Raw genomic sequence first — 23,759 nt, 5'->3', positions numbered from 1 at the left:
GGCTGGCTGGCCTGTTCAACCGCGCCACGCTTGAACTCGGCACTGAACTTCCTTCGCTTCGACATGAACACTCCTCATGGCCTGGATCGGCCTTCTCGTAAGTGTCCGTGAAAACGGGGGTGAACCCGCGCGTCGATCGCGCCGACGAGGATGGTGAGGACCGACAGGGCTTCCAGCCCCAGGGCGATGTACTCGCTGACTTCGAGGAACAGCTGTTCCACGACGGCCTCGGCGAATGACGCGCGCCCCCCACGTGCGCGGAGCATTCAGTCTGCGGTCGGCAATGCAAAGTGCGCGTGAAGGCCGCCGCCCGCCTTCATTCGGCCGGCGCGTAACGCAGCGTCAGGTTCCACTCGCGGCCCGGCGTGTTGTAGAACGCGACGGTCTCGTAGTCGCGATCGAACACGTTGGCCACGCGGGCCTGCAGCGTCCAGTCGCGCGCCAGCGCGTACTCGCCGCGCAGGTCGACGGTGGCGAAACCGCCCAGACGGGTCAGGTTGGCCGCGTCGTCGCGGCGCGCGCCTTCGGCCACGCCGGTGAGGCCCAGCAGGAAGGCCCCGAAGGCGCGGTCGAGGTCGATGCGCGCGCTGCGTGCGGCGCGGCGCGGCAGTTCGTTGCCGGCGTTGGCACCGGTCTCGTTGCGGGTATCGACGAAGCTGGCACTGGCATCCACGTTCCAGCCCCAGGCCCGGGTATCGATGCCCAGCTCCACGCCCTGCAGCCGCGCGCGTTCGATGTTGTTGGGCAGGAACAGGCCGGCGTCGTAAGCGATCAGGTCGTCGACGCGGGTGCGGTACGCATCGACGCGGGCGTTGAACCCATCCCCGCGGTAGGCCAGCCCCAGCTCCCAGCTGCGCGACGATTCCGGGTCCAGGTCGGGGTTGCCGAAGAAGGGGTAGTAGAGCTCGTTGAAGGTCGGTGCCTTGAACGCGCTGCCGTAGCCGGCCGTCAGTCGCCAGGCGTCGCCCATGTCGATGCCCCAGGCGATGCTGCCGGTGGTGTGCCCACCGAACTGGGCATTGTCGTCGCGACGCAGGCTGGCCTCGAAGGACTGGGCGCCGAGCTGGCCCTGGTACTGCACGAACGCGGCGCGGTTGTCGCGCGCGCGACGGTCGTAGAAGGTGTCGCTGTCGACGCGGTCGCGCAGCCAGTCCAGGCCGGCGCTGAGCCGGTGGCCACGGGCCAGCTGGAAATCGCCCTGCAGGGTGGCGCTGTCGCGGTCGGTATCGAAGAAGCCCGCCTGGACGCCGTCCATGAAGTTGTCGGAGGCGTCGGTGTTGCGGCCCGCGACCAGCCTGAACGACGCGACATCGCTGGCGCGCCAGCGCACCTGGGCGCCCAACACCTGCTGGACCACCTTGGACAGGTTCTGGAAGCTGCCGTCGTAGGCGTTGCGGCCTTCCGCGCGCAGGGCCTGGGCATTGAACGAGAATGCGTCGCCAGCGTCGAAGCCGCCGCGCAGCGAGGCCGAGCGGTTGCGGTAGCCGTCGGTGTCGGGCTCGTCGGTGAAGCAGCCGGCGCCGAAGTCGAAGGGGATCGAGGGATCCGGGCCGCGTCCGCGGCATGCATCTATGCCGCGTGTCGTCGAGTAGGCGGTATCGACGCCGACCCAGGCGCCGCCGCGGCGTGCGCCGACGCCGGCGGTGCCTTCGGCGAAGTCGTGGCTGCCCACGGTGGCGCTGGCGCGCGCGGCGAGTCCCGGGGTTTCGCGGCGGGTGAAGACCTGGATGACGCCGCCGATCGCATCGGCGCCGTACAGGCTCGAGCGCGGGCCGCGGACGATTTCCACCCGGTCGATCATCGCCAGCGGCAGGTCCTGGAACGAGACCAGGCCCGAGGTCGGCGAGCCGATGCGGATGCCATCCACCAGGACCAGCACGTGGTCAGATTCGCTGCCGCGCAGGAACAGCGTCGTCAGCTTGCCCATGCCGCCCTGGGTGGCCAGGGAGATGCCCGCGCGGCCACGCAGCAGGTCGGGCAGGTCGCGTGCCTGGCTGCGTTCGATCGCAGCGCGATCGATCACCTCGACCGGGACCAGCGCTGCGTCGACGCTGATCGCGACGCGGTTGCTGGTGACCGTCAGCGTGTCCAGCTCGGTGGCGTCCTGGGCGGCGGCCGGAAACGCGATGGCGGCCGCGGCGGCGCCCAGGGCGAGGAACACGGGGCGCGGGAAGCGCGGGCGCTGGTACATCGGGTCTGTCTCCATCGTGGCGGCCCGCAGGCGCGCCTGGCTGTTCGGGGGTGGCGGTCGCTTTCGAGGCCACGGACGACCGCCAGCAACGCGTTCGCGCGTGCGGCAGGCGTCGGGGCGAGCGTTCAGGGGGGCGGCGGGCGATGCACCGTCGCGGGTGCGGGACGGTCCGGCGCTCGAAGCGGGCGCAGTGTACGCCAAGCCGCGGGAAGCCGGGCGGTCGCGGCGAAGGCGACGACCGCTCGCGTGCCTCAATCCTCCGCGCCGTCTCCCGCCTCCGGAGGCAGCGCGACGGTATCTGCGGTGAGCACCGTGGTGCGCACCGGCGCGGCCGTGGGCTTGTAGCGCGGCGGCGGAAGCTGTTCGATCGCGGCCTCCGCCTCGGCGACGAGCTGCTGGCGCCGCGCGTCGGGCACCTCCTGCCAGTGGCAGTCGCACAGCGCGCCCTCGATGGCGTAGAGCAGGTTCATCGTCGGCTTGAAGCCCGCGCGCTTGATGCGCATGTAGGCCTCGACCGGTCCCGCCGCCTGCAGGTCTTCCAGGCTGTGCAGGCCGACCTGCTTGAGCCAGGCCGCGCTCTTGGGGCCGATGTTGCGCAATTTGGGCAGGGTCATCCCAGCGACTCCTGGTAGATGCGGGCCAGCATCTCGAGGCCGGCCTGGTCCTCGGCGTCGAAGCGGCCGACGCTGGGGCTGTCGAGGTCGAGCACCCCGACCAGCCGGCCCTGCGCGTCCTCCAGCGGCACCACCAGCTCGGCACGGGACGCCGCGTCGCAGGCGATGTGGCCGGGGAAGGCGTCGACGTCGCTCACGCGCTGGGTCAGGCGCGTGGCCGCGGCGGCGCCGCAAACGCCCTTGCCCAGCGGGATGCGCACGCAGGCGGGAAGCCCCTGGAAGGGACCGACCACCAGCTCGATGCCGTCGTAGAAGTAGAAGCCGACCCAGTTGAGGTCGGGCAGCGAGTGGTAGACGAGGGCCGACAGGTTGGCGGCATTGGCGACGCGGTCGCGCTCGCCATGCAGCAGGCCGCGCGCCTGCTCGGCCAACTGGGCGTACTGCTCCGGCTTGTTGCCGGTGAGGGGGGTTGCGGCGAACATGTCCCGAGTCTACCAGCGTCCACGTCCCCTGCAGGCCCCATGAATCCATCCGGCATCTTCGTCACCGGCACCGACACCGGCATCGGCAAGTCGCTCGTCAGCGCCAGCCTGCTGCATGCCCTGCGCGCGCAGGGCTTCTCGGCGGTGGGCATGAAGCCGGTGGCCAGCGGCTGCGACGCCACGCCCGTGGGACTGCGCAACGAAGACGCGCTGCTGCTCCAGGCCGCCAGCGCCCCGGTGCCCGCCTACGACGAAGTGAATCCCTATGCCCTGGCCGAGCCGCTGGCGCCCGAACTCGCGGCGCGCGACGCCGGCGTCGACATTCGCCTGGACGTGCTGGTCGAAGGCTACCGACGGCTGGCCGCCATGGCCGACCGGGTCGTGGTCGAGGGCGTGGGGGGCTGGGCCGCGCCCGTGTCGGCGCGCCTGGACCAGGCCGACCTCGCGCGGGCGATGGACCTGCCGGTGCTGATGGTGGTCGGCCTGCGCCTGGGCTGCATCAACCACGCACGCCTCACCGCGGCCGCGATCGCCGCCGCGGGCCTGGAGCTGGTCGGCTGGGTCGCCAACGAGGTCGATCCGGCGATGCTGCGGATCGAGGACAACGTCGCCATGCTGCGCGAGCGGCTGCCCGTGCCCTGCTGGGGACGGCTGCCCTTCGCCGGGGATCGTCCCTCGCCGGCGCGACTGGCGTCGTGCCTCAGGCCCGGGGGCGGCTGAGGGCGCGCTGGGCCCGCGCGTGAACGGCGGGTTCACGGTGCTTCCGCATTGCACTCTTTAGAGTGTCCGCCACGTGTTTTGCATCATCGGGCCGACCATGACCAATGGACGATGGGCGCGGCATGTCGAATGTTATACTCGCCAGTACAGAATTGCCGCTGGCGTGTCGAGCGGCCCTCCCCCGATTCGTCGTACCGCACATCCCCGTTCATCGCGAACGGAACTGGAGCCCCTGCATGGTCATGAAATCCCGCGCCGTGGCGCTTGCCGCCGCCCTCGCCCTGGTGTTGTCCGCCTGTGGCGGCGGAGACGAGCAGGCCCAGGGGCAGATGCCGCCGCCGGAAGTGGGGGTGGTGACGGTCCAGCCTGGCAACGTGCCGCTCGAGAAGGACCTGGTCGGTCGGCTCGCGCCCTACCGCAGCGCCGACGTGCGCGCGCGCGTGCCGGGCGTACTGCAACGCCGCGTCTACGAGGAAGGCAGCGACGTGAAGGCCGGGCAGGTGCTGTTCCGCATCGATCCCGACCAGCTGCAGGCCTCGCTGGGCCAGGCGCAGGCCAGCCTGGCGGCGGCCAAGGCCGAGTATGCCAACGCCAAGGCCAACGCCGACCGTGCCCGTCGCCTGGCGCCGGAGCGTTTCGTCTCCCAGTCCGACCTCGACAATGCCCTGGCCGCCGAACGCAGCGCCGGCGCCTCGGTGCAGCAGGCCCAGGCCGCGCTCGACAATGCCCGCATCAACCTGGGCTACGCGACGGTGACCTCGCCGATCGACGGCCGCGCGAACCAGCAGCAGGTGACCGAAGGCGCGCTCGTGGGCCAGGGCACGCCGACCCTGCTGACCACGGTCGACCAGATCGATCCGCTGTACGTGAACTTCTCCATGAGCGTGTCCGAGCTCGACCAGGCCCGGCGCGCGCTGGGCGGGCGCGAGACCGGCGACGCCGACGTCCAGGTGATGCTGCCCGACGGCAGCCAGTACGAGCACCCCGGCAAGCTGGACTTCTCGGGCAACGTGGTCGATCCGGCCACCGGCGCGGTGGCCCTGCGCGCGGTCGTGCCCAATCCCGACCGTCGCCTGCTGCCGGGCACCTACGTGACCCTCAAGGCGGTCCTGGGCCAGCAGGCCGGGGCCTTCCTGGTGCCGCAGGCCGCGCTCCAGCGCGACGACCGCGGCCCGTTCCTGATGGTGATCGGCGCCGATGGCAACGTCGTGCGCAAGGACGTCGTCGCCAACCGCACCCAGGGTCCGGACTGGGTGATCGGCTCGGGCATCGAGGCCGGCGACCAGGTGGTGGTGTCGGGCCTGCAGCGGGTACAGCCGGGCCAGCCGGCCAAGGGCACGCCCTGGCAGCCCGAGGGCAGCCCCCCGGAAGGGCAGGCACCGGCGGCGGGCGAGGGCGAGGCTCCGGCCGAAGCGCCCGCGGCGGCGCCGGCGGATGACGCGGATGCCGCCGACCCGGCCGAGCAGGGCTGAGCGACGCCATGTCAAGATTCTTCATCAACCATCCCATCTTCGCGTGGGTCGTCGCGATCCTGATCTCGCTCGCCGGCGTGCTGGCGATCCTCAACCTCGGAGTGGAGTCGTATCCCGACATCGCGCCGCCGCAGGTCACCGTGTCGGCCAGCTACCCGGGCGCGAGCGCGGAAACCGCCGAGGGCGCGGTCACCCAGATCATCGAGCAGCAGCTCACCGGCATCGACAACCTGGACTACTTCAGTTCCTCGTCCAGTGCCTCCGGCGGCAGTTCGATCACGGTGACCTTCAAGCCCGGCACGGACCCCGACATCGCCCAGGTGCAGGTGCAGAACAAAGTGGCGCTGGCCACGCCGCGCCTGCCCTCCGAAGTGGTCCAGCAAGGCGTGGTGGTGGCCAAGGCCAATGCTGGCTTCCTGATGGTCGTGGCGGTGCGTTCGGACAACCCGAACTTCGACCGCAACGCGCTCAACGACCTGATCGGCTCGCGCGTGATCGACCAGATCTCGCGCGTGCCCGGCGTCGGCTCGACCCAGCAGTTCGGCAGCGAATACGCAATGAACATCTGGCTGGACGCCGACAAGCTGCGCGGTTACGGCATGTCCGCGAGCCAGGCGCTGGCGGCGGTGCGTGGACAGAACGTGCAGTTCGCAGCCGGCTCCATCGGCGCCGCGCCGGCGCCGGAGGGCCAGGGCTTCACCGCCACGGTCTCGGCCGAGGGCCGCTTCAGCTCGCCCGATGAGTTCGGCAACATCATCCTGCGCGCCAACGAGGACGGCACCGTCGTGCGCCTGTCCGACGTCGCCCGCGTCCAGCTCGGCACCCAGGCCTGGGGCTTCGACACGCAGTGGAACGGCACGCCCACCGGTGCCTTCGCCGTCCAGCTGTCGCCGGGCGCCAACGCCCTGGGCGTGGCCGAGGCGGTCAAGGCGCGCATGGACGAGCTGCAGTCGAGCTTCCCGCCGGGGGTGAGCTGGTTCTCGCCCTACGACAGCTCGACCTTCGTGCAGGTGTCGATCGAGGAAGTCGTGCACACCCTGGTCGAGGCGATCGTCCTCGTGTTCCTGGTGATGCTGATCTTCCTGCAGAACTTCCGCGCCACGCTGATCCCGACCCTGGTCATCCCGATCGCGCTGCTGGGCACCTTCCTGGGCATGTACGCGATCGGTTTCACGATCAACCAGCTGAGCCTGTTCGGCATGGTCCTGGCGATCGGCATCGTGGTCGACGACGCGATCGTCGTCATCGAGAACGTCGAACGCATCATGAGCGAGGAGGGCTTGTCGCCCAAGGACGCGACGATCAAGGCGATGGGCCAGATCAGCGGCGCGGTGGTGGCGATCACCGTCGTGCTCGCGGCGGTGTTCATCCCCTCGGCCTTCCAGGGCGGCTCGGCGGGCGAGATCTACAAGCAGTTCGCGCTGACCATCGCCATGGCCATGGGTTTCTCCGCGTTCCTCGCGCTGGGCTTCACCCCGGCGCTGTGCGCGACCATGATCAAGCCGACCGACCACCACAACAAGAACGTGGTCTTCCGCGTGTTCGAGCGCGGCTACGAGAAGGTCAGCGGCACGTACGTCGGGCACATCACCGGGGCCATCAAGCATGCGCCGCGCTGGATGATGCTGTTCGTGCTGCTGGTCGCGCTGTGCGGCTTCCTGTTCACCCGCCTGCCGGGCAGCTTCCTGCCCGAGGAGGACCAGGGCTACGCGATCGCGCTGGTGCAGCTGCCGTCCGGCGCCACCGTGGACCGTACCCGCAAGGTCTTCACCCAGGTCCGCGAGACGCTGGAGAAGCAGGACGGCTTCGAGGGCATGATGCAGGTCGCCGGCTTCAGCTTCATCGGCCAGGGCGAGAACGTGGGCCTGGCCTTCATCCGGCTCAAGCCCTGGGACGAGCGCGACGTCACCGCGATGGAGTTCATCCAGAACGCCAACCAGGCGCTCTACGGCATCCGCGACGCCCAGATCTTCGTCATCAACATGCCGACCGTCAGCGGCCTGGGCGCCTTCGGCGGCTTCGACATGTACCTGCAGGACCGCGGCGGCAAGGGCCGCGCCGAGCTGACCCAGGCGCGCAACATGCTGCTGGGCAAGGCCGGCCAGGACCCGGCCCTGACCGCGGTGCGTCCGAACACCCTGGAGGAGGCGCCGCAGCTCAAGCTCGACGTCGATCGCGTGCAGGCGCAGGCCATGGGCCTGTCGGTGAACGACATCTACACGGCGATCCAGCTGATGCTGGCGCCGGTGTACGTGAACGACTTCGTCGACCAGGGCCGCGTCAAGCGCGTGACCATGCAGGCCGACGCGCCGTTCCGCACGGGGCCCGAATCGCTGGCGCGCTTCTACACGCCGAGCCCGCGCTTCGATGCCACCAACGGCAGCGACGCGACGACCGGCGCGATGGTGCCGCTGTCGAACGTCGTCAAGGCGAGCTGGCAGATGGCCTCGCCCTCGCTCAACCGCTACAACGGTTACGCGGCGGTCGAGATCGTCGGTTCGCAGGCGCCGGGGTACAGTTCGGGCGAGGCGATGAACGCCATGGAGGGCATCGTCGACAACGACCTGCCCGAGGGCTTCGGCTACGATTGGACCGGCCAGTCCTACCAGGAAATCATCTCCGGCAACCAGGGGCCGCTGTTGATGGCGCTGTCCATCCTGGTCGTGTTCCTATGCCTGGCCGCGCTCTACGAGAGCTGGTCGGTGCCGGTCGCGGTCCTGCTGGTGGTGCCGCTGGGCGTGCTGGGCGCAGTGATCTTCACGATGCTGCGCGGCCTGCCGAACGACATCTACTTCAAGATCGGCCTGATCACCGTGATCGGCCTGGCGGCCAAGAACGCGATCCTGATCGTGGAGTTCGCGATCGAGCAGCGCCAGGCCGGCATGACCCTGCGGCAGGCGACGATCGAGGCGTGCAAGCTGCGCTTCCGCCCGATCCTGATGACCTCGTTCGCCTTCATCCTCGGCGTCGTGCCGCTGGCGATTTCCACCGGCGCGGGCGCCAACGCCCGCCATGCGATCGGCACCGGCGTGATCGGCGGCATGATCTTCGCGACCTTCCTGGGCGTGCTGTTCATCCCGATCTTCTACGTCGTGGTCCGTCGCCTGCTCGGCGACAAGATGGACGAGAAGCCGGTGCTGGAGGCCAAGGGCGACGCCTGACGGCCGATGTCACCGTCGATACCGGGAAAGCCCGCCGCAAGGCGGGCTTTTTCGTGGCTCGATTGCCGGGGTTGGCCGGTGCGCGGTGGACCGTGGCCCGGTCCCATGATCCCGCCACGAGTCACCCATCCCCCAATCACGGCGAGAGCCAAGGGCTGGATTCCAGCGTTCGCTGGAATGACGAGCGAAAAGGGGGCGCCGTAGCGCGGCAGGGTGCAACAAGTGAAGTGCATTTCACCCACCCCGCGGAGGCCGTGCACCCGCCGCAGGATGGGTAAAGCCGAAGGCGCAACCCATCGGCCTATGCGAATGCCCCTCTGTCCCGGTGGGTCCTGGCTTCGCGCGAGCCTTCTTACGAAGGCAGGGCCCTCGGGTCAGCATTCGTGAGCGCTCATCCGGGGGCGCGAGGCTGGCCAACCCCGGGCCCATGACCCCATCACGAATCACAAATTACGAATCACCAATGCCCCCCAGAAACAAAAAAGCCCGACCGCGTGGAGCGGTCGGGCGACATCGGCGGGGACCAGTGGGAGGGTAAATGGCCCCGACGGTTCTGCTACTTGCCTGGTGCGAGTGCCTTACTTGGCCGCCTTGGCGGCGGCCTTGGTGGCCTTCTCGACGTTGGCCTGGGCGCTCTTGGCAGCCGACTCGAACTGGCCCTTGGCCAGCTCCGCGATCGCCTCGTTGGTCTTCAGCGTGCGGCCGAACGCTTCCTGGCCGGCGGTGACGGCGCGCTCGACGTTCTCGCGGGCGATCTGCACGCCCTTCGGCCACAGGGCCTTGGCGGCGTCGAAATCGCGGGCTTCGGCGGCTTCGCCGAAGAATGCGAAGGTAGCGTTGGCGCGGTCTTCGACGGCGGCCATCTGCAGGCCGAACAGGGCCTCGGTGTTCTCCAGCATCAGGCGGCTGGCCTGCGATGCGGTGTCCGCGAACTGGCGCGTCGCGGCAGCGAATTGCTCGTTGAACTGCGTGTACATGACATTCTCCTGCACGATTCGCCGGCGGAATGCCGGTTTGTGCGATGCAGCATAACGCGGTCCATGTTGCAATGCAACATGGATTCCTTGACCGTTCGATGACGTTCAGGAAGGGCCGTGGGCCCGGCCTGTTCAGCCCCGGTAGCGGCAGCCCGAGGTGCAGGTCTCGTGTACGACGACCTCGCTGAGCAGCGGCAGGGCCGGCTTCAGCCGTTCCCAGATCCAGACCGCGAGGCGCTCGCTGGTCGGGTTCTCCAGGCCCTCGATGTCGTTGAGGTAGTGGTGGTCGAGCTGCTCGTAGAGCGGCTTGAAGGCCTGCTTGAGGTCGGCGAAGTCCATGACCCAGCCGGCGTGGGGGTCGATGTCGCCCGAGACGTGCAGCTCGATCCGGAACGAGTGCCCGTGCAGGCGGGCGCACTTGTGGCCCTCGGGCACGTGGGGCAGCCGGTGCGCGGCCTCGAGGGTGAATGCCTTGAAGATGTCCATGCCGCCATTGTCCCACGCCGCGCGGGCGGATGCGGGCGCCGGGACGGCTTGGCGGCCGCCCCCGCTGGGCGCGGCTAGGCCTGGACCGTGCCGGCGGGCACGCGGACCTGGCCGTCCATCAGCACCCGCGCGCTGCGGCTCATGATCGCCCGGGTGACCGTCCAGCGACCGTCGTGCTGGACCGCTTCCGCGCCCACGCGGAGCGTGCCCGACGGGTGCCCGAACACCACGGCGTTGCGCGCGTCGCCGCCTGCGGCACGGTTGACGACCGTGCCGGGTACCGACGCCGCGGTGGCGATCGCGACGCTCGCGGTGCCCATCATCGCGTGGTGCAGCTTGCCCATCGAGAGGGCGCGCACCAGCAGGTCGACGTCGCCGGCGCCGATGCTCTTGCCGCTGGAGGTGACGTGCTCGCGCGGCGGGGCGACGAAGGCGACCTTCGGCGTGTGCTGCCGGCTGGCGGCCTGGGCGACGTCGTCGATCAGGCCCATCCGCACCGCGCCATGCGCGCGGATCGCCTCGAAGCGGGCAAGCGCGGCCTTGTCCTCGTTGATGGCGTCCTGCAGCTCGGTGCCCGAATAGCCCAGCGCCGCGGCGTCGATGAAGATCGTCGGGATGCCGGCGTTGATCATCGTCGCCTCGAAGCGGCCCACGCCGGGGACCTCCAGCGTGTCGACGACAGATCCCGTCGGGAACATGCCGCGCGCGGCGCCGTCGCCGGCATCGTCGTCGGAGGGGTCGAGGAACTCCAGCTGGATCTCGGCGGCGGGGAAGGCCACGCCGTCGAGCTCGAAATCACCGGTTTCCTGCACCTCGCCATTCGCCATCGGTACGTGGGCGACGATGGTCTTGCCGATGTTCGCCTGCCAGATCCGGACCGTGCAGGTGCCGTCCGCGGGGACACGGTCCGCGTCCACCAGGCCCTGGGCGATCGCGAACGGCCCCACCGCCGAGGACAGGTTGCCGCAGTTGCCGCTCCAGTCGACGAAGGCGCTGTCGATGGCCACCTGGCCGTAGAGGTAATCGACGTCGTGGCCGGGCACGGACGACCTGGAGATGATCACGCACTTGCTGGTGCTCGAGGTCGCGCCGCCCATGCCGTCGGTGTGCTTGCCGTAGGGGTCGGGCGAGCCGATCACGCGCATCAACAGGGCGTCGCGCGCCGCGCCGGGGCCGCGGGCCGCGGCGGGCAGATCGTCGAGCTTGAAGAACACGCCCTTGGACGTGCCGCCGCGCATGTAGCTGGCGGGGATGCGAAGCTGGGGAAGGTGCGGCATGCGGGTCTCGTCTATGGGGCGTCGCCGCGGCCGGGGCGGCGACGCGGTGGATGCAGTGGATGCAGTGGATGTGGTCAGGCGTCGTCGGGGATCTCGGGTTCGACCAGGCGCGCCAGCTGTTCGAGCGACTCCTGCCAGCCCAGGTAACAGAACTCGGTCGGGATCGCCGAGGGGATGCCGGCCTGGGTGATGTGCAGCCCGGTGCCGCAGGCGACGGGCTCCAGGTCCACGCTCACCTGCATCTCGCCGGGCAGGCCCGGATCGTCGAACCGGTCGGTGTGGCGGATGCGCTCGCCGGGCACCAGCTCGGTATAGACCACCGTGAACGAATGGCTCGAACCGGTGCCGAAGTTGGTGAACGACATGCGATAGCCACCGCCGACGTTCGGGTCGATCTCATGGACCTTGCCGGTGAAGCCGAACGGCGGCAGCCAGCGCTCCAGCGCGCTGGCGTCGAGGAAGGCGCGGTAGATGCGTTCGGCCGGCGCGCGCAGGACGCGATGCAGGCGCACGGTGCCGGGTTGGGGCGTGTCGGACATGGGCGTTCTCCTTTCGCTTCGTGGGGGTTCCAGGCTCCGACGAACGGGTCAGGCCGCTTTCGACGCGTCCAGGAAGTCCTGTGCGAATCGCTGCAGGACCCCCCCGGCCTCGTAGATCGACACTTCCTCGGCGGTGTCCAGGCGGCAGGTCACGGGGACCTCCACGGTCTCGCCATCACGGCGGTGGATCACCAGGGACAGGGTCGCGCGCGGGGTGCGCTCGCCGACCACGTCGTAGGTCTCGCTGCCGTCGATGCCCAGGGTTTCGCGCGTGGTGCCCGGCTGGAACTCCAGCGGCAGCACGCCCATGCCGATCAGGTTGGTACGGTGGATGCGCTCGAAGCCCTCCGCCGCGATCGCCTCCACGCCGGCCAGGCGCACGCCCTTGGCGGCCCAGTCGCGCGAGGAGCCCTGCCCGTAGTCGGCGCCGGCGATGATGATCAGTGGCTGCCGCCGTGCCATGTAGGTCTCGATCGCCTCCCACATGCGGGTCACTTCGCCCTCGGGCTCGATGCGCGCCAGCGAACCCTGGCGCACGTTGCCGTCGGCATCGCGGACCATCTCGTTGAGCAGCTTCGGGTTGGCGAAGGTCGCGCGCTGCGCGGTGAGGTGGTCGCCGCGGTGGGTCGCGTAGGAATTGAAGTCCTCCTCGGGAAGGCCCATCTTCGCCAGGTACTCGCCGGCCGCGCTGCTGGCGAGGATGGCGTTGGATGGCGACAGGTGGTCGGTGGTGATGTTGTCGCCCAGCACCGCCAGCGGCCGCATGCCGCTCAGCGAGCGCTCGCCGGCGAGCGCGCCCTCCCAGTACGGCGGGCGGCGGATGTAGGTGCTCTTCTCGCGCCAGTCGTAGAGCGGGCTGATGTCGCCGATGCGTTGCAGCCGGGCCGCGAACATCGGGTCGTAGACCTGGCGGAAGTGCTCGGGGCGGACGCTGTCGCGGACGATGGCGTCGATCTCCTCGTCGCTGGGCCAGATGTCCTTGAGCGTGACCGGCGTGCCGTCGGCGTCGTGGCCGAGGACGTCCTTCTCGATATCGAAGCGCACCGTGCCGGCGATCGCGTAGGCGACCACCAGCGGCGGGGAGGCGAGGAAGGCCTGCTTGGCGTAGGGATGGATGCGGCCGTCGAAGTTGCGGTTGCCCGACAGCACGGCGGTGGCGTACAGGTCGCGCTCGATCACTTCCTGCTGGATCGCCGGGTCGAGCGCGCCGCTCATGCCATTGCAGGTGGTGCACGCGAAGCCGACGATGCCGAAGCCCAGCGCTTCCAGTTCCGGCAGCAGGCCGGCCTCCTCCAGGTACAGCTGCACGGCCTTGGAGCCCGGCGCGAGCGAGGTCTTCACCCAGGGCTTGCGGACCAGGCCGCGTGCATTGGCGTTGCGCGCCAGCAGGCCGGCGGCGATCACGTTGCGGGGGTTGGAGGTGTTGGTGCAACTGGTGATCGCGGCGATGATCACCGCGCCGTCCGGCATGCGGCCCTCGGCTTCCTCGGCGCGTGCCTGGTCCAGGCCGCCGGCGATGCCGCGCGCGGCCAGGTCGGCGGTCGGCAGGCGGCGGTGCGGGTTCGAGGGACCGGCCATGTTGCGGGTCACCGTCGACAGGTCGAAGTGCAGGGTGCGCTCGTATTGCGCATCGGCGAGGCTGTCGGCCCACAGCCCGGCTTCGCGGGCGTAGGTCTCCACCAGTCGCACCTGGGCGTCGTCGCGGCCGGTCAGGCGCAGGTAGTCCAGGGTCATGTCGTCGATGAAGAACATCGCCGCGGTCGCGCCGTACTCGGGCGCCATGTTGGAGATGGTCGCGCGGTCGCCCAGGGTCAGCGCCGCGGCGCCTTCGCCGCGGAACTCGAGGTAGGCGCCCACGACCTTCGACTGGCGCAGGAACTCGGTGAGCGCCAGCACCACGTCGGTGGCGGTGATGCCGGGGCCGGGCCTGCCCGCCAGCTCGACGCCGACGATCTCGGGCAGCCGCATCCACGACGCGCGGCCCAGCATGACGCTCTCGGCCTCCAGGCCGCCCACGCCGATCGCGATCACGCCCAGCGCGTCGACGTGCGGCGTGTGGCTGTCGGTGCCGACCAGGGTGTCGGGGTAGGCCACGCCTTCGTGCGCGTGTACGACCGGCGACATACGCTCCAGGTTGATCTGATGCATGATCCCGTTGCCGGGCGGGATCACGTCGACGTTGCGGAATGCCTTCTTCGTCCAGTTGATGAAGTGGAAGCGGTCCTCGTTGCGGCGATCCTCGACCGCGCGGTTCTTGGCGAACGCGTCCTTGTCGAAGCCCGGCGCCTCCACCGCCAGCGAGTGGTCGACGATCAGCTGGGTGGGCACCACCGGGTTCACCTGCGCGGGGTCGCCGCCTTTCTCGGCGATCGCGTCGCGCAGGCCGGCCAGGTCGACCAGCGCGGTCTGGCCGAGGATGTCGTGGCAGACCACGCGGGCGGGGAACCAGGGGAAATCCAGGTCGCGGCGTCGCTCGATCAGCTGGCCCAGCGCGGCCTCCAGCAGGCCCGGGTCGCAGCGCCGGACCAGGTTCTCGGCGTGCACGCGCGAGGTGTACGGCAAGGTCGCCCAGGCGCCGGACCGGATGGCGTCGACGGCCTCGCGGGCGTCGAAGTAGTCCAGGTCGGTACCGGGAAGTGGCTTGCGATGATCGGTGTTCATGGCGGGCTCGGCGAATGGCGGGGCCGCGACAGCCGGGGCGGCGCGGCGGGTGGGGCGGACGTCGTCGCCCCGCGGGAGGTGGCCGGTGCCGGCGCGCGGGCGGCCGGCTGCCGGTCTCCCGGGGCGGAAGGACATGGCGGACATCCGATTTTAACGTGCCTCGCCGCGGCGGGTCGGACCGTCGCCCGGGCGGCACCTGTCCCGCGCGGACAATTTGCTGTGATGCAGCATCGCGCAGCCTTGCGGCGCGTGTTCCAGGGGACGGTGCAACGCGCTCGAAGCACAGATAAACATCTTTTCTTTCAATTGCTTGTGATCCGCGGGGCGGCGCCAGCCGGGTCCGGCGCAGGCGCTTCCGCCCGGCTCGGCAGGGCGCCTCGCCGAGCGCGCCCCAGCCAATTTGACAGCGCTGCCATTTTGCGGAACGGTACGCCGCACGGTCGGCGCCCGCCCAGGCGGCGCCGTTCTTCGCAGGCACCCGGGGAGGGACAGGTTTGAAGCAGGCAGCAGACAGCAAGGCAGCATCCATCCGACGGCCCCTGGGGCTGGCCCTGGCCGCGGCCTTGGGCCTGGTCGCGTGTGCCGGCGCCAACGAGGCGGAACCCGCGGCGCCCGCGCCCGCCACGGAGGCGGGCGACGCCAACCCCTGGCCCGAGGTCGAGTGGCCGTTCGACGCCGATCCCGCGCTCGAAGCGCGCATCGAGGCGCTGATGGCGCGTATGACGGTCGAGGACAAGGTCGGCCAGCTGATCCAGGGCGACATCGGCACCATCACCCCGGAGGACGTGCGCAAGTACCGCATCGGCTCGATCCTGGCCGGCGGCAACTCCGACCCGGGCGGCAAGTACAACGCCGATCCCGCCGACTGGCTGGCGCTGTCGAATGCCTTCTACGAAGCGTCCATGGATACCCGCGACGGTGGCGTCGCGATCCCGGTGATCTTCGGCATCGACGCCGTGCACGGTCAGAGCAACATCGTCGGCGCGACCCTGTTCCCGCACAACATCGGCCTGGGCGCCACCCGCAATGTGGAACTGATGCGCCGAATCGGCCGCGTCACCGCGGTCGAAACGCGGGTCACCGGCATGGAGTGGGCCTTCGCGCCGACCGTCGCCGTTCCCCAGGACGATCGCTGGGGTCGCAGCTACGAAGGCTATTCGGAGTCGCCCGAGGTCGTGGCCTCCTTCGCACCGGCCGTGGTCGAGGGCCTGCAGGGCAAGGTCGGCGCGCCGGGCTTCCTCGACGGCGAGCACGTGATCGTGTCGGTGAAGCACTTCCTCGGCGACGGCGGCACCACCCACGGCAAGGACCAGGGCGACACCGCGGTCAGCGAGGTCGAGCTGGCCCGCATCCACGGCGCCGGCTACCCGCCGGCGATCGCCGCCGGCGCGCAGTCGGTGATGGCGTCGTTCAACAGCTTCAACGGCCTGAAGATGCACGGCAACAAGCACCTGCTGACCGACGTGCTCAAGGGTCGCATGCAGTTCGGTGGCTTCGTGGTCGGCGACTGGAATGGCCACGGCCAGGTGGAGGGCTGCAGCAACGAACGCTGTCCGGCGACCTTCGTCGCCGGCCTGGACATGCCGATGGCGCCCGACAGCTGGAAAGGCATGTACGAGAGCACGCTGGCGGCGGCGAAGTCCGGCGAGATCCCGATGTCGCGGATCGACGATGCCGTGGCCCGCGTGCTGCGGGTCAAGATGCGCCTGGGCCTGTTCGAAGCCGGCAAGCCTTCCGCGCGCCCGCTGGGCGGCAAGTACGAATTGCTGGGCTCGCCCGAGCACCGCGCGGTGGCCCGCCAGGCCGTCCGAGAATCGCTGGTGCTGCTCAAGAACAACGGCGGGATCCTGCCGCTGGCGCCGGGACAGACGTTGCTGGTCGCCGGCGACGGCGCCGACAACATGACCAAGCAGGCCGGTGGCTGGACGCTCAGCTGGCAGGGTACCGGCACGACCCGGGCCGACTTCCCGAACGCGACCACCATCTTCGAGGGCATCCGCGACCAGGCGCAGGCCGCCGGCGGCCAGGCGGTGCTGTCGGTGGACGGCCACTACGAATCGAAGCCGGACGTGGCCATCGTGGTGTTCGGCGAGGACCCCTACGCCGAGTTCCAGGGCGACATCCCGAACCTGCTGTACCGCTCGGGCGACACGGCCGACCTTGAACTGCTCAAGCGCTTGAAGGCCGACGGCATCCCGGTGGTGTCGGTGTTCATCAGCGGGCGTCCGCTGTGGATGAACCGCGAGATCAATGCCTCCGATGCGTTCGTCGCGGCCTGGCTGCCGGGCTCCGAGGGCGAGGGCGTCGCCGACGTCCTGTTGCGCGACGCTGCCGGCCAGGTGCAGCACGACTTCAAGGGCACGCTGTCGTTCAGCTGGCCGCGGACCGCGGACCAGTACGCCAACAACGTGGGACAGGACGGATACGACCCGCTGTTCGCCTTCGGCCATGGCCTGACCTACGCGCGGCCGCAGGAGCTGGCGGCGCTGCCGGAGGACCCCGGCGTCGCGCTCGGATCGGACGCGCGCGGGCTGTGGTTCGCGCGCGGCACCCCTGCGCTCGGCGTGATGCAGGCCTTCGAGGGCTCCGATGGCACGCGGCAGTCCATCCACGACCTGCCGGCCGCGTTGCCCGACGGCAGCCTGCGGATGACCAGCGTCGACCATGGCGCGCAGGAGGATGCGCGCCGCATCGAGTGGACCGCCGCTGGCAGCTGGCGCCTGGACCTCAACACGGTCTCGGACATCACGCCCGAGAGCGGGGAGGGCCGGGTGCTGCAGTTGAACGCGCGGCTCGACAAGGCGCCGACGGGCGCGGCCCGCGTCGCCATCGGCTGTGGCGAGGCGTGCCTGGGCGAGGTCGCGGTCGGCGACTGGTTGCGTTCGCTGCCGGTCGGGGAATGGACCACGCTGGCGATCCCGCTGCAGTGCCTGGCCGATGCCGGCGCCGACATGCACAAGGTCGCGATGCCGCTTCGCATCAGCGCCGACGGCGCCATGGCGATGTCGGTGTCGCGCGTGTCGCTGGCCCCGGCGGGCGACGCGGCGCACGTGCTGGACTGCACGGACTGAGGCACCACCGTACCGAAGCGGGCGTCCACGCCCGCTGATCATCGCGCCGGCGGCAGGGGGCCCCGGCGCGTCCGGCTGGAGCCCATGACGGCGCTTCCAGCGCATCGAACGAAGCACGAAGCACTAAGGGGATACCGTGAAGCTCGAACCGTTGGACCTCGCGATCGTCGTCGCCTACCTGGTCGGCATCTTCATCCTCGCGCAGTGGGTATCGCGCGAGAAGGCCGGCCACAAGAAGTCGGCCGACGACTACTTCCTCGCCGGCAAGGCCCTGCCGTGGTGGGCCATTGGCGCCTCGCTGATCGCCGCGAACATCTCCGCCGAGCAGATCATCGGCATGTCCGGTTCGGGTTACGCGCTGGGCCTGGCGATCGCGTCCTACGAGTGGATGGCGGCGGCGACCCTGATCATCGTGGCCAAGTTCTTCCTGCCGGTGTTCCTGCGCAACGGCATCCACACCATGCCGCAATTCCTGGACAAGCGTTACGGCGGCAACATCCGCACGCTGATGGCGGTGTTCTGGCTGGGCCTGTACGTCTTCGTCAACCTGACCTCGGTGCTGTGGCTGGGCTCGCTGGCGATCGCCCACGTCGCCGGCATCGACCAGGTGTACGCGCTGGTCGGCCTGGCCCTGTTCGCGATGGCCTACCAGCTGTACGGCGGCCTGAAGGCGGTCGCGCTGACCGACATCGTGCAGGTCGTGCTGCTGGTGGGCGGGGGTCTGCTGCTGGCCTGGATCGCCCTCGACCGCGTCGCCGGGGGCACCGGTGCCTGGGCCGGCTTCCAGCGCCTGATGGCCGAGAGCCCGGGCCACTTCCACATGATCCTCAAGCCCGACAATCCGTTCTACAAGGACCTGCCGGGCCTGAGCGTGCTGATCGGCGGCATGTGGATCATGAATGTCAGCTACTGGGGCTTCAACCAGTACATCATCCAGCGCGCACTGGCGGCCAAGGACATCGCCGAGGCGCAGAAGGGCCTGATGTTCGCCTCCGGCCTCAAGCTGCTGATGCCGCTGGTGGTCGTGGTCCCGGGCCTGGCGGCGGTGCTGCTCGCCCCCGACCTGGCGCGCCCCGACGAGGCCTACCCGTCGATGATGGCCATGCTGCCCACGGGCATCCTGGGCGTTGTGTTCGCCGCGCTGATCGCCGCGATCGTGTCCTCGCTCGCTTCGATGAGCAACTCGGTGTCGACGATCTTCACCCTCGACTTCTACGACCGCCACCGCAGGCACGACCAGCGCCACCTGGTGCGCACCGGCCGCATCGTCGCCGCCGCCGCCATGGTGGTCGCGGTGCTGGCGGCCAAGCCGCTGCTGGGCAGCTTCGACCAGGCCTTCCAGTACATCCAGGAATACACCGGCTTCTTCACCCCGGGCATCGTGGTGATCTTCCTGCTGGGCGTATTCTGGAAACGCGCCAACGAGGCGGGCGCGCTCGCCGCCGCGATCGGTTCGTTCCTGCTGTCGATCGTGCTCAAGCTGGCCTGGCCGGAACTGCCCTTCATCGACCGCGTCGGCCTGGTGTTCCTGTTGGCGATGGCGCTGGCGATGGGCGTTTCGCTGGCCACCCGCAGTCCCGCGGGCAAGGACGTGATCCGCACCGACGACGTCAGCTATCGCACCGAGCCGGGCTTCAACATCGCCGCGATCGGCGTGGTCGCGGTCCTCGCCGCGCTCTACACCCTGTTCTGGTAAGCGTGTCGCGCAGCCCCGGCCGATCCGGCCGGGCTGCGCGGACCTTCATTCGTTGGGGGCCGGACCCGTCGACTGCCGCAGCTGCAGTGCGTAGGGCAGCTGCACGAGGGTGCCCGATGCGGGATCCTTGATCGCCTTGAGCAACTGCTCGGTGGCTTCGTGGGCCATCTCGCGCGTGGGCTGGTGCACCGTGGTCAACGCGGGGAAGACCTGGCGCGAGATCGGCGTGTCGTCGAAGCCGCAGACCGAGATGTCGCCCGGGATCGACAGCCCGCCCGCGTGCAGCACGCTCATCACGCCGGCAGCCATGTCGTCGTTGGCCGCGAAGATCGCGGTCGGCCGCTGCGGCAGGGCCAGCAGGGCGTTCGCCGCGGCGACGCCGGAATCGAACGAGAATTCGCCGTCGATCACCAGCGCCGGGTCGTAGCGCAGGCCGGCGCGGCGCAGGCCGCTCTTGTAGCCGGCCAGTCGCCAGTCGCTGGCGCCGTGCGCGGGGTGGCCCTTGATGTGGGCGATGCGCGAATGGCCCAGGCCGACCAGGTGCTGGACCATCTCCTGCGCGGCGTCGTGCTCCTGCAGGGTCACGCCGATCCCGCCGCGGCGGTTGTTCGGCGAGATGCACGAATACGGGATCTGCAACTCGTCCAGGCGGTCGAGCAGGCCCGGCAGGTCGGTCAGCGGCGGGGTCAGGATCAGGCCGTCGAGCTTGGAGAACGAGACCAGCGACTCGATCGTCGGGATCAGCTCGGCATCGGTGTAGTCCAGCGGCTGGACCATCATGCCGTAGTGGTGCGCCAGGCAGGTCTCGACCACGCCCTCGAGCGCCTCCATCACGTAGCTCGCCGAAGGGTTGTCGTAGAGCAGGGCGACCAGGTACGAACGACGCCCGGCCAGTCGGCGGGCGGACGGGTCGGGCCGGTAGTTGAGCGCCTTGGCGGCCGCCTGCACGCGCTCGCGCGTGGCTTCGCGGACCGTGGGCTCGTTGTTCAGGACCCGGGACACCGTCTTCATCGAGACCCCGGCGGCCTCGGCTACGTCCTCGATGCGCACACGCATGATCTTGTTCCCCCGCGACCTTCCACGTCGCGCCATGCCAGGTTCGACAGCGCTGTCAGCCTTCCGAATCTAAGGCGATCGCGCATCAACATCAAGCCGCACCGCCGCATGGGCCATCGCGGCCTCATGCCGGGCCCGCGGGGCAATACTGGCGGATATAGTCCATGTGCGGGGGCAGTGAGTCCACCGTCGTGCGCACCGAGCGCCGGATATCGTCGAAGAAGCGCGCCAGGTCGGCCTCGCTCATGACCTCCGCGGCGGGATGGTACTGCCGCGGGGTGATGCCCTGTCCCATCATCACCTGGATCCACGAATTTTCCGCGAACAGCTCCATCGGCGCGTGGAAGACGTTGCCGGTCTCGCGGAACAGGGCGATCCGCTCGCGCAGCGAGGCGGGGACTTCCATGTCGGCCAGCATCCGCCAGTAGGGCGTGTCGCGGCGGTCGGTGACGTGGTAGTGGAGGATCACGAAGTCGCGCACGTGCTGCAGCTCGTCGTCCAGTTGGGTGTTGTAGGCCGCCACGTGGCGCGGGTCGATCACGTCCGGGAAGGTCTGCAGCAGGCGCACGATGCCGCGCTGGATCATGTGGATGGTGGTGGACTCGAGCGGCTCCACGAAGCCCGCCGCCAGGCCGAGGGCCACGCAGTTGCGATGCCAGCACTTGAGGCGCTTGCCCGGGCGGAAGCGTATCTGCAACGGGTCGCGCAGGGGTTCGCCGTCGACGCCGTCGAGCAGGGCCTGGCGCGCGTCCTCGTCGTCCATGTGGCGGCTGGAATAGACGATGCCGTTGCCCACGCGGTGCTGCAGCGGGATCCGCCACTGCCAGCCCGCCGCACCCGCGATCGAACGCGTGTACGGCACCGCGTCGCCGACGCTGGCGGTGGGCACCGCGAAGGCGCGGTCGTTGGGCAGCCAGTGCGACCAGTCCTCGAAGCCGACGTTGAGCGCCTGCCCGATCAGCATGGCGCGGAAGCCGGTGCAGTCGATGAACAGGTCGCCTTCGATGCGGCTGCCGTCGGCCATGGCCAGTGCGGTGATGTAGCCCGAGGCATCGTCGGTCTCCACCGCGGCGATGCGGCCTTCCACGCGCCGCGCGCCCAGCGCTTCGCTGAAGCCGCGCAGGTAGCGCGCGTAGAGGCCGGCATCGAGGTGGTAGGCGTAGTTGATGCCGTTGCGCGGCAGGTGGGCGAATCGGCCTTCGAGCGCCGCCAGCAGTTCCACGCAGTAGTCGTCGTACGGTCCGGCCACGCCTTCGCGCCGCCCGCGCAGCCAGAAGTGGACGAAGTTCGCCATCCAGTGGTCCTTGCCGGTCGTGCCGAAGGAGTGGAAATAGGCGTGCCCGGGCGTGCGCCAGTTCTCGAACTGGATGCCCAGCTTGACCGTCGCCTGGGTGGCGGCCATGAATTCCTGCTCGTTGATCTGCAGCAGGCGATGGAAGGTCATCAGGGTCGGGATGGTGGCTTCGCCGACGCCGATGGTGCCGATCTCCTCGGACTCGACCAGGGTGATGTCCACCACCTTGCCGAGCGCGCGCGCCAGGCCCGCGGCCGCCATCCAGCCGGCGGTGCCGCCGCCGGCGATGACGACGCGACGGATCCGCCGTTGCCTGGTGTCCTGGACTTCTTCGGTCACGTCGCGGTCCTCAGCGGTTGAGTCGTTGCAGCAGGCGCGCGCGCAGCTCGCGGGCGCGCGTGTCGTCCAGGGGGCCGAGCACGCGTCGCGCCGCCTCCGGGATATGCGCGGCGGTCGCCTCGCCGGCATCGAACACGTAGTGCTCGAACACCTGCTGCCAGGTCGCGCGCTGCGCCGGCGGCAGGTCGCGCACCGTCATCACGGCGAGCATGAGCGCGTTCATCGGCGTGTCCATCCAGGCAGGCGTTTGCCGCCACCAGTAGTTGACGAGCACGTTGAAGGGCGCCAACGCCTCCATGTGGTGCCACCACATGCTGGGGATGAACACCGCGTCCCCCGGGCCCAGTTCGGCCACGCGGGCGTGGCGCATCGCCTCGGCGAAGCGCGGGAAGCGCGCCAGGTCCGGCGCGTTGAAGTCCACCAGGCTGATCGCCTGCCCGGCGGGCGTGAAATCCAGCGGGCCGATGTAGAGGTTCGGCAGCTGCCCGGGTGGGAACAGGGTCACCCGACGCCGGCCGGCGACCACGCAGGCCAGGTTGTCGGGCACGTCCTGGTGGGCGGCGATGCGGGTGCGGTTGCCGATCCAGATGCTCGCCAGCGCCTCGCGGGGCGCCAGCGGCAGGTCGTTGTCGGCGCGGAAGCCCGGCAGCCAGGTGTCGATCGTCGTCGAGCCGACGTAGATCGCCGGCGGCGCCTCGTCCTCGACATACTTCAACAAGGTGTTGAGCACGATGTTGAGCGGGACCTGCTCCTGGCGGAAATTGAAGCCGCTCAGGTCCTCGTTGTAGAAGAAGCGCCCGCCGATCTCCGGCGGACCGACGGTGGCGACCACCGGCGGCGCGCGCGGCGCCTCGAACCGGCCGACATAGGCCATGCCCTCGCGGTCGGAGGCCTGCGCGGCCTTCACCGCCGGCCAATGCGCCACCAGCCCGCGCAGCACCGCCGGGCGCTCGGCCGAGCGCAGCCAGGCGTCCAGCTCGCCCGGCCCCCCGATGGCGACTTCTTCGATGGGTTCAGGTTGCGTCATCGGTCCGGTTGATGCGTTCGATCAGCACCCGCAGCTGCGCCAGCGAGGCGAGCACCATGTACAGCGGTTCCAGGTGGCCGTCGCGGTGCAGGGCCAGGAAGGCGTCGGAATCGAGCGCCCTCAGGCGGTCCTCCTGCACGGTGTAGAAGCCCGCCAGCCGGTGCTGCGCGCCGTCGTCGAGCTGCACGTCGAGGACGAAGGATTCCAGCAGGTCGTGTCGCAGCAGCGCGTCGACGAAGGCCGGCGTGGCCTCCAGCCCGTCGTGCAGGGTGCGCAGCATGGACGTCATCCGCTCGAGGTAGTCGCTGCTGCCGCCGTGCTCGCGGAACAGCGGCTCGCCGGCGGTCGTGCCCACCCGCGGATGGTCCAGGTCGATGTGCACCGCCAGCTCCGTGCCCGAGCGGCCGATCAGGAACGGCTGGCGCTCCATCGCCAGCGGCACATAGGTCGCATCCCAGCGCTCACCGTGCAGGAACAGGTTCTGGCCCTGCCGGAAGCCGAACAGCGCGACCGGCTGGAAACGCCCCTGGCCGTCCTTGTGGAAGACGATCGGATAGTGCGCCTGCACGTTGCGGAACTCGGCCGGGAAGGTCGGCGCGAACATCGCGTCGTCGCCCATGCGGGCGCCGCGTCGCGGGTCGACGCGCAGGTCGCGGTGGTCGATGTTGTTGAGCGCGGTATGGCGGGTCATCGGGA

The 23,759-nt window shown here is 69.8% G+C and carries 18 protein-coding genes; 6 read left to right on the top strand and 12 right to left on the bottom strand.

Translation table 11 applies throughout. The features are described from left to right. Positions 1 to 101: 101 nt before the first annotated feature. On the top strand, positions 102 to 239 hold the full coding sequence (locus tag H4F98_RS16180) for a hypothetical protein (protein WP_182688867.1): 138 nt from the start codon (positions 102 to 104) through the stop codon (positions 237 to 239). Between the two features lie 77 nt (positions 240 to 316). Here the strand turns inward: H4F98_RS16180 and btuB are convergent, their stop codons facing one another. The 3 genes from btuB to H4F98_RS16165 all read right to left on the bottom strand — a co-directional run bounded on the left by btuB (position 317) and on the right by H4F98_RS16165 (position 3,287). After that, entirely contained in the window at positions 317 to 2,191 is a 1,875-nt protein-coding gene (btuB, locus tag H4F98_RS16175) for a TonB-dependent vitamin B12 receptor (protein ID WP_182688866.1), read from the bottom strand. A 251-nt stretch (positions 2,192 to 2,442) separates the two neighbouring features. After that, on the bottom strand, positions 2,443 to 2,805 hold the full coding sequence (locus H4F98_RS16170; protein ID WP_182688865.1) for a TfoX/Sxy family protein: 363 nt from the start codon (positions 2,803 to 2,805) through the stop codon (positions 2,443 to 2,445). Next, on the bottom strand, positions 2,802 to 3,287 hold the full coding sequence (locus tag H4F98_RS16165) for a GAF domain-containing protein (RefSeq protein ID WP_182688864.1): 486 nt from the start codon (positions 3,285 to 3,287) through the stop codon (positions 2,802 to 2,804). The genes H4F98_RS16170 and H4F98_RS16165 overlap by 4 nt, the downstream gene beginning before the upstream one ends. Positions 3,288 to 3,326: 39 nt before the next feature. On the opposite strand from H4F98_RS16165, the gene bioD reads away from it, so the two are divergent. From bioD to H4F98_RS16150, 3 genes are all read left to right on the top strand, one after another. After that, positions 3,327 to 4,007 (top strand): dethiobiotin synthase, encoded by a 681-nt coding sequence (bioD, locus tag H4F98_RS16160; RefSeq protein ID WP_182688863.1) that lies wholly within the window; start codon positions 3,327 to 3,329, stop codon positions 4,005 to 4,007. Between the two features lie 236 nt (positions 4,008 to 4,243). Continuing rightward, positions 4,244 to 5,479: an efflux RND transporter periplasmic adaptor subunit gene (locus H4F98_RS16155; RefSeq protein ID WP_425487615.1), complete on the top strand. Its 1,236-nt coding sequence runs from the start codon at positions 4,244 to 4,246 to the stop codon at positions 5,477 to 5,479. An 8-nt stretch (positions 5,480 to 5,487) separates the two neighbouring features. Beyond that, positions 5,488 to 8,640, top strand: a complete 3,153-nt coding sequence (locus H4F98_RS16150) for a multidrug efflux RND transporter permease subunit (RefSeq protein ID WP_182688862.1) — start codon at positions 5,488 to 5,490, stop codon at positions 8,638 to 8,640. Between the two features lie 578 nt (positions 8,641 to 9,218). Here H4F98_RS16150 and H4F98_RS16145 read toward each other — a convergent pair. The 5 genes from H4F98_RS16145 to acnD form a co-directional block, all read right to left on the bottom strand. Beyond that, on the bottom strand, positions 9,219 to 9,617 hold the full coding sequence (locus H4F98_RS16145) for a phasin family protein (protein ID WP_182688861.1): 399 nt from the start codon (positions 9,615 to 9,617) through the stop codon (positions 9,219 to 9,221). Positions 9,618 to 9,749: 132 nt separating this feature from the next. Continuing rightward, positions 9,750 to 10,103: a 6-carboxytetrahydropterin synthase QueD gene (queD, locus tag H4F98_RS16140; RefSeq protein WP_141518666.1), complete on the bottom strand. Its 354-nt coding sequence runs from the start codon at positions 10,101 to 10,103 to the stop codon at positions 9,750 to 9,752. Between the two features lie 74 nt (positions 10,104 to 10,177). Beyond that, on the bottom strand, positions 10,178 to 11,380 hold the full coding sequence (gene prpF / locus H4F98_RS16135) for a 2-methylaconitate cis-trans isomerase PrpF (protein WP_182688860.1): 1,203 nt from the start codon (positions 11,378 to 11,380) through the stop codon (positions 10,178 to 10,180). A 74-nt stretch (positions 11,381 to 11,454) separates the two neighbouring features. Beyond that, a complete protein-coding gene (locus tag H4F98_RS16130; protein WP_182688859.1) occupies positions 11,455 to 11,919 on the bottom strand; it encodes an SRPBCC family protein in 465 nt (154 codons plus the stop codon). 48 nt (positions 11,920 to 11,967) lie between these two features. Continuing rightward, complete coding sequence (gene acnD / locus H4F98_RS16125) at positions 11,968 to 14,580, bottom strand: Fe/S-dependent 2-methylisocitrate dehydratase AcnD (protein ID WP_182688858.1); 2,613 nt, start codon at positions 14,578 to 14,580, stop codon at positions 11,968 to 11,970. A gap of 494 nt (positions 14,581 to 15,074) precedes the next feature. Here acnD and H4F98_RS16120 point away from each other — a divergent pair, with 494 nt between their 5' ends. Together H4F98_RS16120 and H4F98_RS16115 are read left to right on the top strand one after the other, a co-directional pair. Then, entirely contained in the window at positions 15,075 to 17,651 is a 2,577-nt protein-coding gene (locus H4F98_RS16120) for a glycoside hydrolase family 3 protein (RefSeq protein ID WP_182688857.1), read from the top strand. 136 nt (positions 17,652 to 17,787) lie between these two features. After that, positions 17,788 to 19,347: a sodium:solute symporter family transporter gene (locus H4F98_RS16115; protein ID WP_182688856.1), complete on the top strand. Its 1,560-nt coding sequence runs from the start codon at positions 17,788 to 17,790 to the stop codon at positions 19,345 to 19,347. A gap of 45 nt (positions 19,348 to 19,392) precedes the next feature. On the opposite strand, the gene H4F98_RS16110 is transcribed toward H4F98_RS16115, so the two are convergent. From H4F98_RS16110 to H4F98_RS16095, 4 genes are all read right to left on the bottom strand, one after another. Further along, the gene (locus H4F98_RS16110) at positions 19,393 to 20,403 is read right to left on the bottom strand and encodes a LacI family DNA-binding transcriptional regulator (protein ID WP_182688855.1); all 1,011 of its coding nucleotides are present in this window, start codon (positions 20,401 to 20,403) and stop codon (positions 19,393 to 19,395) included. Positions 20,404 to 20,527: 124 nt separating this feature from the next. Next, on the bottom strand, positions 20,528 to 22,036 hold the full coding sequence (locus H4F98_RS16105; RefSeq protein WP_343064784.1) for a tryptophan halogenase family protein: 1,509 nt from the start codon (positions 22,034 to 22,036) through the stop codon (positions 20,528 to 20,530). A gap of 10 nt (positions 22,037 to 22,046) precedes the next feature. Further along, complete coding sequence (locus tag H4F98_RS16100; protein WP_182688853.1) at positions 22,047 to 23,063, bottom strand: cupin-like domain-containing protein; 1,017 nt, start codon at positions 23,061 to 23,063, stop codon at positions 22,047 to 22,049. Beyond that, a complete protein-coding gene (locus H4F98_RS16095) occupies positions 23,050 to 23,754 on the bottom strand; it encodes a SapC family protein (RefSeq protein WP_182688852.1) in 705 nt (234 codons plus the stop codon). The genes H4F98_RS16100 and H4F98_RS16095 overlap by 14 nt, the downstream gene beginning before the upstream one ends. Positions 23,755 to 23,759: the final 5 nt, after the last annotated feature.

The sequence above is a fragment of the Marilutibacter spongiae genome, from assembly GCF_014145325.1.
GTDB classification, from domain to species: Bacteria; Pseudomonadota; Gammaproteobacteria; order Xanthomonadales; family Xanthomonadaceae; genus Marilutibacter; species Marilutibacter spongiae.
This window is presented reverse-complemented; position numbering and strand designations above follow the sequence as displayed.

Bases quoted from the DNA above. Each gene is read 5' to 3' on its own strand.
- H4F98_RS16170 (WP_182688865.1), bottom strand. From the start codon at position 2,805: ATGACCCTGCCCAAATTGCGCAACATCGGCCCCAAGAGCGCGGCCTGG.
- H4F98_RS16155 (WP_425487615.1), top strand. From the start codon at position 4,244: ATGGTCATGAAATCCCGCGCCGTGGCGCTTGCCGCCGCCCTCGCCCTG.
- H4F98_RS16150 (WP_182688862.1), top strand. From the start codon at position 5,488: ATGTCAAGATTCTTCATCAACCATCCCATCTTCGCGTGGGTCGTCGCG.
- H4F98_RS16145 (WP_182688861.1), bottom strand. From the start codon at position 9,617: ATGTACACGCAGTTCAACGAGCAATTCGCTGCCGCGACGCGCCAGTTC.
- H4F98_RS16110 (WP_182688855.1), bottom strand. From the start codon at position 20,403: ATGCGTGTGCGCATCGAGGACGTAGCCGAGGCCGCCGGGGTCTCGATG.
- H4F98_RS16130 (WP_182688859.1), bottom strand. From the start codon at position 11,919: ATGTCCGACACGCCCCAACCCGGCACCGTGCGCCTGCATCGCGTCCTG.
- H4F98_RS16165 (WP_182688864.1), bottom strand. From the start codon at position 3,287: ATGTTCGCCGCAACCCCCCTCACCGGCAACAAGCCGGAGCAGTACGCC.
- prpF (WP_182688860.1), bottom strand. From the start codon at position 11,380: ATGCCGCACCTTCCCCAGCTTCGCATCCCCGCCAGCTACATGCGCGGC.
- bioD (WP_182688863.1), top strand. From the start codon at position 3,327: ATGAATCCATCCGGCATCTTCGTCACCGGCACCGACACCGGCATCGGC.
- queD (WP_141518666.1), bottom strand. From the start codon at position 10,103: ATGGACATCTTCAAGGCATTCACCCTCGAGGCCGCGCACCGGCTGCCC.
- H4F98_RS16100 (WP_182688853.1), bottom strand. From the start codon at position 23,063: ATGACGCAACCTGAACCCATCGAAGAAGTCGCCATCGGGGGGCCGGGC.
- H4F98_RS16095 (WP_182688852.1), bottom strand. From the start codon at position 23,754: ATGACCCGCCATACCGCGCTCAACAACATCGACCACCGCGACCTGCGC.
- btuB (WP_182688866.1), bottom strand. From the start codon at position 2,191: ATGTACCAGCGCCCGCGCTTCCCGCGCCCCGTGTTCCTCGCCCTGGGC.
- acnD (WP_182688858.1), bottom strand. From the start codon at position 14,580: ATGAACACCGATCATCGCAAGCCACTTCCCGGTACCGACCTGGACTAC.